The organism is Polaromonas sp. P1_E3 (genome assembly GCF_056405935.1).
The window spans coordinates 1-4,889 of sequence record NZ_JBFUBD010000209.1; the positions used below are offsets into that span (position 1 = coordinate 1).

Genomic DNA, 4,889 nt, shown 5'->3' on the forward strand with positions numbered 1-4,889 from the left:
GCAATGGCCAGGTTGGATTTGGCCTTGTCCAGTACGAAGTAGATAAAAACACCTTCCTTGCGCGAGAGCGGGCGAATCAGGTGGTATTGCTTGCCCAGCGTGATCAGGATGTCTTCGATCACGTCGTTCAGGCCCAGCGAACGCATGGTCTTGAGCTTGGCGCGCATGACTTCCGTGTTGCCGGCAGCGGCCACTTCCAGGTCCACCCCTGTACCGGCCGAGCCCAGCATCATGCCGCTGGAGGAGTCGACGACGGCAGCGCACAGCGCCCCGTCCAGTGTCAGAAGTTCGTCGAGAGATTGTTTGATGGTAGCCATGTTGGTAAGTCCTCACGCGCATGCTCTGAAAGGGGATACAGGAAAGACATGCGCGCCACCGTCCCCGTGTCCATTGAATTCATCCTTGGCCTATTAATCGGCCGAGCCGGCCGACCTTCCTGAACCAGTCGGCCATGTCCAGCGCCATGCGCTCGGACAAAGTCGCCATTACGATACCCTTGCCGCACGGCATCAGGCTTAAAACACCGTCCTTGTGGATCATCGAGATCGCCTGCAGCGGCCCCATGTTGAGGAAGGGGCTGCCGCTGCGCTCGTGCAGGCGCCAGTAGTCGCTCGCCGCCTCGGCGATCGAATCAATCTGGGGGTGGGTGCCGGCGGACAGGTACACCATGCCCGTGGCCGAATCGACGAGCGCACAGGCGTTCACGCCCGGTGTATTGGCCATGCTCGCCAGTTCGGCGGAAACGTGCTGCGTGTTCACGCGGCTTCCAGTACCTTGACGAACTCGACTGAACGATAGGCGACCTGCCCGAGGATGGCGTGCTCGTTGGCGATGACGTTCACCACGAGGTTCACGTCCATGCGGCCGACCGCGCTCAGAAAGGCAAAGCCGGCATCGGTGTTGATCGTGACGCTGCGGTTGCGGCCCAGACGGGCCTCCTGCGACACCACGGCCCCGATGGCCGAGATCGAGCTCGCCAGCGCCGCCACCCGCACCGGGTCGATGTCCCGCGTCACGGCGCTGGCGATATCGAAGCCATCGGTTGTGGCGACCACCACGGCCATCACGCCGGTCACCTCTTCAAGCATCTTGCGCGCCTGGTCCTGGGCCGCGTTGCGGACCTTCTCGTTCAGCATCGTCATGTTGCTTCATCTCCCATGATTGAAGATTCCACCTGCGACAGCAGGGTGTCTATCAGCAGCGTCACGTCCTCGCGTTGGCGCACGTCCACGGCCAGCACCGGCAGCACCAGCCCGTGCTGCTCCAGCCGGGCCGAATAGGCGTCCAGGCCCGGCTGTGGGTGCGTGTCCGTTCTTCCGACGCCCACCGTGCAGGGGGTGTGCGCCAGCACGTCGGAAAAGCCCTCGAGGTAGCCATCGAGGTCGGCGAGAGGGTCAGGCCTGGAGTTGTCGATCAGGATGATGATGCCCAGTGCGTTTTGCGCCAGGATGCGCCACATGAAGTCAAAGCGCGCCTGGCCCGGCGTGCCGAACAGGCGCAGCCTGTCGCCGGTGTCCAGCGTCAGCTGGCCGAAGTCCAGCCCGACCGTCGTTCTTGCCTTGGCGTGCGACGCGTCGTTGTTCGCCACGTCAGTGACCACCGGCGGCGTCTCGCTGATAGCTGCGATCGCTGTGGTTTTGCCGGCCCCCATGGTGCCGGTGAAAACAATCTTGTATTCCCTCATCCGGCGCTCCGGCTGTTCCAGCTCAGGCCCAGGCGGCGCCGTATGCTGCTGAGCAAACCGGATGCGCCACGGTCTTCGCTCGCGCCAGCGGCCAAGGTCGGCGCCGCCTGCCGGGCTGGTTCGGCCTGCGCGGGCATTTCCCAGCTCAGCAAATTGTGTTGCTCCAGCTCCACCATGAAGGCGCCGCACGCCGATTCGGAGCATCCGGCCATTGTGCTGAGCTCATGCGCCGACCGTGACCGCCGCGACAGTAGCGTCGCCAGCTGGATGCGTTCTCGGCTGGAGCCGATCAGAGAGGACGGTGGCCAGCGCTTCAGGCGGCCTCGCCTGTTGGTGGGCGTCGCGGCTGCCGGGGCATTTTCAAGCCGGTGCGCCAGCTGGGTGTTGACCTTTAAGGCCGGCGCAAGGCGCCCCAGCAAGGCTACAAAATCTTCCGCCCTGAACGGCCGCTCAAGACACTCGCCGCCGGTGTTTTCCCCACGCCGCACGATGGGCACCACGATCCGGGCTTCGGGGCTGGCACAAACACGCTGCCGTGGGACGGGAAGCGTCGTCAACAGCACGTCGCAGTAGCCTTGCTCACTCAGGGTCCAGTCGACCACCAGCTGCGTGCTGAGCTTCACAATGGTCCGCAGCAGGCCGACTTCCGCTGCTGACAAACCCTCGACGCCGATAATCATGGTTCGTTCTTTATGATTAGTTTTAATAGGATTCCGTTAGTTTTATAGTAGTTATGTTTCTAAATGTAAATGACTTTTGGCGGCATGTGCAGGAATTAGTAAGTGTGCTGACAGTTTTGTGACATTAATCACGCGGCGTGGCGCGTCCCGCTTGGCAACACTGCTGCCCACACGGCCATGGCCCAACCCGATTCCCTTTTTCCTTTTTCCTTTTTTTGGCTCACTGTGTCTGGCATGCGACGCCGGAAGGTAATTTCCATGTCGAATTGATGCTTGGTCGCCCGCAAGTAGACCTTGCACGGCCCGAATCGGAGACCGGCGCGGGATGAAGGCTGGGTAAAGAAAACCGTCGCTTAAACTTTGGATGCCGGTCCGGTCGGGCTCAGCATGACTTGCTGGACGTGTTTAAAAGAAGGCACTAACCCCTAAGCGGTTCGATAGCCTCGGTCTGTAGAACGGCACAGCCGGACCTGACAAATACTTTGCGTTTCTTCAACTAAAAAAGTGACGCCGCATCTACCGGTTCTCATAGTCCTGTGGTCGAGTGTTCAAGTCACTCGCGCCCTTCCATTTAAATAAGCTATAATTTGAGGCTTAGCGGCTGTAGCTCAGTTGGATAGAGTACTTGGCTACGAACCAAGGGGTCGTGGGTTCAATTCCTGCCAGCCGCACCACTTTTTTAAAGTGATTTCAATAGCCTGGAGGCTTACCCCTCCAGGCTATTTTCTTTTTCGCGTGGCATTTGTAGGCAGTTTTCATTGCTATCCTGCGCGATAGTGGTTTTCCTGGGGCTGGACGGCGCCGGACGGGCTGTACGCCCAGCAAGAGCTCCGCTATTCTGGAAGCCTAATTCCGGAGGAGAACCATGGGATCACAGAATGTTGAGGACCACGGCGAGTGGCTCAGTTTCGGCTTGTCGTATGCAGGGGGCACCATTCCCGTCAGGATTTCCCGCGAGGCGATGGAGGAATTCTTCGGCGCCGTGCCAGGGCCGGGTTCCCTGAAAAAAGCCTATGAACAGGATGCCGAGATGATTCATGCCCGGGCCGCCGACATGGTCGTAGCCGGTGTGAGTTACACCCCCGAAAATCCCCTTGTGCTGAAAATGGAAGATTTTTAGGCGTATTCGCAGCTGGCCGCCGTGGATGCTATGGTGGCCGGAACATGAATAAAGCCTTCACCAAAGAAACCGAGCCGGAGGACGATGAGCCGGCGCTTGCTCCTGTGCCCGCGGGCGGGAAGAACTACATAACCCCCCAGGGCTATGAGCACCTGCGCAGCGAACTTCTCGACCTGATCGACAACGAGCGCCCCAAAATGGTGGAAATTGTCCATTGGGCCGCAAGCAACGGGGACCGCTCCGAAAACGGCGACTACCACTACGGCAAAAAGCGGCTGCGGGAAATTGACCGCCGAATCCGGTTTTTGACGCAAAGACTGGAAATTGCGGAAGTCAGCAACCCGTCGGTGCACCACGGCCGCGATCAGGTGTTTTTCGGCGCGACGGTGACCTATGCCGATGGCGAAGGAGCCGAGCGGGTCGTGACCATTCTCGGCATTGATGAAGCCAACAGCGCCCTCGGGCAAATCAGCTGGATATCTCCCGTCGCCAGAGCACTGCTTAAATCGCGTGTCGGCGACGAGGTGAGTCTTGTAACCCCGCAAGGTGTGCAGACGCTTGAAGTGCTGAAAGTGGACTACCCCGCGCCGGACAAGTCGGCAGCCAATTAACCGGACGATTTGGCGCGTTGCACCCGCAGCACGGAAGGCGTGCGCTTCACGCTGCGCAAGGCTGACGCCAGGTGGATGCGATCGCGCACGGCCACGCCAAAGCGCAGGTCCGTGGCGTCATGCGAAGGCTCTTGCCCCATGTCTACATGGGTAATGTCCGCTTCGGCGCTGGCCAGTGCCGCTGCAACACGTGCCAGAACCCCTTTCCCGTTCGAGACGGTGACAAGGAGGTTTGTTTCAAAGGTGCGCACCGGCTCGTCTGACCAGTCCACGGCGATAAAGCGCTCGCTGTCCCGGTGCTGCAGGCGTTTTGCCACAGCGCAGTCATCGGTATGTATCACCAGGCCTTCTCCGCGGCCCAGGTAGCCCACGATGCCATCACCGGGAATAGGGCGGCAGCAGGGCGCAAACTGCACGGAAGCGCCTTCACTTCCGTCGATCACCAGCGCACCTTGTGACACTGACTCATGGGCGGTGTAGCGCTCACGGCTCATGAGCAGGGCGTTGGGTTTTTCACCGGTTTCAGCAAGCAGGGTGACGATGCGCTTGGCCACCATACTGGCGATCCGTTTGCCCAACCCGATATCGGTCAGCAGATCAGCACGTGACCGGTTGCCGGTAAAACGCAGGATCTTTTCCCAGGTGGCGTGATGAGCCTCATCATCATCGGGCAAGCGTTCGCGTTCGATGCCCTCGGCGCGCAGCGCCTGGGCGAGCATTTTTTCGCCCAGGTCCTGCGACTCGGAAAGGGCCATGGTTTTCAGGTGGTGACGTATTTTGGAGCGGGCTTTGCC

At 60.3% G+C, this 4,889-nt stretch carries 8 protein-coding genes and 1 tRNA gene; 3 read left to right on the top strand and 6 right to left on the bottom strand.

The window, feature by feature from the left end:
* From AC1D0Z_RS16000 to AC1D0Z_RS16020, 5 genes are all read right to left on the bottom strand, one after another.
* Nucleotides 1-317 (bottom strand): hypothetical protein (locus AC1D0Z_RS16000; RefSeq protein WP_477659210.1); only part of this gene is annotated, 317 nt, incomplete at its 3' end.
* Between the two features lie 79 nt (nt 318-396).
* The gene (locus AC1D0Z_RS16005; RefSeq protein ID WP_477659211.1) at nt 397-759 is read right to left on the bottom strand and encodes a roadblock/LC7 domain-containing protein; all 363 of its coding nucleotides are present in this window, start codon (nt 757-759) and stop codon (nt 397-399) included.
* Nucleotides 756-1,142: a roadblock/LC7 domain-containing protein gene (locus AC1D0Z_RS16010; RefSeq protein WP_477659212.1), complete on the bottom strand. Its 387-nt coding sequence runs from the start codon at nt 1,140-1,142 to the stop codon at nt 756-758. The genes AC1D0Z_RS16005 and AC1D0Z_RS16010 overlap by 4 nt, the downstream gene beginning before the upstream one ends.
* Nucleotides 1,139-1,684: a GTP-binding protein gene (locus AC1D0Z_RS16015; protein ID WP_477659213.1), complete on the bottom strand. Its 546-nt coding sequence runs from the start codon at nt 1,682-1,684 to the stop codon at nt 1,139-1,141. The genes AC1D0Z_RS16010 and AC1D0Z_RS16015 overlap by 4 nt, the downstream gene beginning before the upstream one ends.
* Entirely contained in the window at nt 1,681-2,364 is a 684-nt protein-coding gene (locus AC1D0Z_RS16020; protein WP_477659214.1) for a hypothetical protein, read from the bottom strand. The genes AC1D0Z_RS16015 and AC1D0Z_RS16020 overlap by 4 nt, the downstream gene beginning before the upstream one ends.
* 597 nt (nt 2,365-2,961) lie before the next feature.
* Here AC1D0Z_RS16020 and AC1D0Z_RS16025 point away from each other — a divergent pair.
* The 3 genes from AC1D0Z_RS16025 to greB all read left to right on the top strand — a co-directional run bounded on the left by AC1D0Z_RS16025 (nt 2,962) and on the right by greB (nt 4,095).
* A tRNA-Arg gene (locus AC1D0Z_RS16025) sits at nt 2,962-3,038 on the top strand.
* A 191-nt stretch (nt 3,039-3,229) separates the two neighbouring features.
* Nucleotides 3,230-3,484 carry a hypothetical protein gene (locus tag AC1D0Z_RS16030; RefSeq protein ID WP_477659215.1) on the top strand — a complete coding sequence of 85 codons (255 nt, stop codon included), beginning with the start codon at nt 3,230-3,232 and terminating at the stop codon, nt 3,482-3,484.
* A gap of 44 nt (nt 3,485-3,528) precedes the next feature.
* Entirely contained in the window at nt 3,529-4,095 is a 567-nt protein-coding gene (greB, locus tag AC1D0Z_RS16035) for a transcription elongation factor GreB (RefSeq protein ID WP_477659216.1), read from the top strand.
* Here the strand turns inward: greB and AC1D0Z_RS16040 are convergent.
* The coding region (locus tag AC1D0Z_RS16040) for an ACT domain-containing protein (RefSeq protein ID WP_477659217.1) at nt 4,092-4,889 on the bottom strand (798 nt) is incomplete at its 5' end. The two genes, greB and AC1D0Z_RS16040, sit on opposite strands and share 4 nt — an antisense overlap.

What these genes read in the sequence shown, in the direction of transcription:
- AC1D0Z_RS16010 (WP_477659212.1), bottom strand. Translation starts at nt 1,142, where the DNA reads ATGACGATGCTGAACGAGAAGGTCCGCAACGCGGCCCAGGACCAGGCG.
- AC1D0Z_RS16015 (WP_477659213.1), bottom strand. Translation starts at nt 1,684, where the DNA reads ATGAGGGAATACAAGATTGTTTTCACCGGCACCATGGGGGCCGGCAAA.
- AC1D0Z_RS16020 (WP_477659214.1), bottom strand. Translation starts at nt 2,364, where the DNA reads ATGATTATCGGCGTCGAGGGTTTGTCAGCAGCGGAAGTCGGCCTGCTG.
- AC1D0Z_RS16030 (WP_477659215.1), top strand. Translation starts at nt 3,230, where the DNA reads ATGGGATCACAGAATGTTGAGGACCACGGCGAGTGGCTCAGTTTCGGC.
- greB (WP_477659216.1), top strand. Translation starts at nt 3,529, where the DNA reads ATGAATAAAGCCTTCACCAAAGAAACCGAGCCGGAGGACGATGAGCCG.